This is a genomic window from Caballeronia sp. M23-90, assembly GCF_053574605.1.
Map to the genome: position 1 here is coordinate 1 of NZ_JBSIPA010000919.1, position 847 is coordinate 847.

The 847-nt window shown below is 63.4% G+C and carries 1 protein-coding gene and 1 pseudogene; both read right to left on the reverse strand.

Annotated elements, in window-relative coordinates; genetic code table 11:
* Positions 1 to 270 (reverse strand): annotated as a pseudogene (locus ACRXB1_RS36985) (hypothetical protein); the annotation flags it as partial.
* Between the two features lie 54 nt (positions 271 to 324).
* Positions 325 to 847: M48 family metalloprotease (locus ACRXB1_RS36990; protein ID WP_449494898.1), on the reverse strand; the 523-nt coding region annotated here is incomplete at its 5' end.

Here is an 847-nt window from a genome sequence, read left to right on the forward strand (position 1 = left end):
TTCGAGCGCGAACGCGAGCGAATCGGGAGCAAGGTGAAGCGTGGCGAGGCGTGCGTCGGAGGACGCCCGGCTGCTATCCGCCGATGATACGGCGCGGCGTCGGGAAGGCTTTTCGGTCATGTCGAGGCAAAGGCGTTCGAGCCGGCCGATGCCGGTCCGCGCAAACGAAGCATTGTAGCCCGGGAGGCGAAGCGGCCCGGGATCGGAGCGGTAGCGCTGGCCGATCGGACAAGGCTCGAGGTTCTCTCGGCTCGAAAAAAACGAGCTCATTGCCGAGTTTTTCGCAATGAGCCCGATCGGTTTCTACTGAAGTCCCGATGCGCGTCACTCCATGCGGCCGGTCCGCGCCATTTCCATCAAACGCGCGACACGTTCTTCCGTGGCCGGGTGCGTGGAAAACAGTTTGGAGATTCCGCCGCCGGCCAGCGGATTCATGATCATCATCTGCGCAGTGGCGGGATGTTGCTCGGCCGTGGGAAACGGTGTGCCCGACGCATACGCATGAATCTTCTCGAGCGCGCTCGCCAGCGCCTGAGGATCGCCGGAAATCTGCGCGCCGCCGCGATCGGCTTCGAATTCACGTGCCCGCGATATGGCCATCTGGATCAGCGCGCCGGCGATTGGCGCAAGAATCGCGACCGCAATACTCGCGATCGGATTCGACGGACGTCCTTCCGAATCGCGGCCGCCAAAGAACATCGCGAAGTTGGCAAGTGCGGAAATCGCGCCGGCCATGGTCGCCGATACCGTCGAAATCAGGATGTCCCGATGCTTCACGTGCGCAAGTTCGTGCGCCATCACGCCGCGCAGTTCGCGCTCGGACAGCACGCGCAGGATGCCCGTGGTA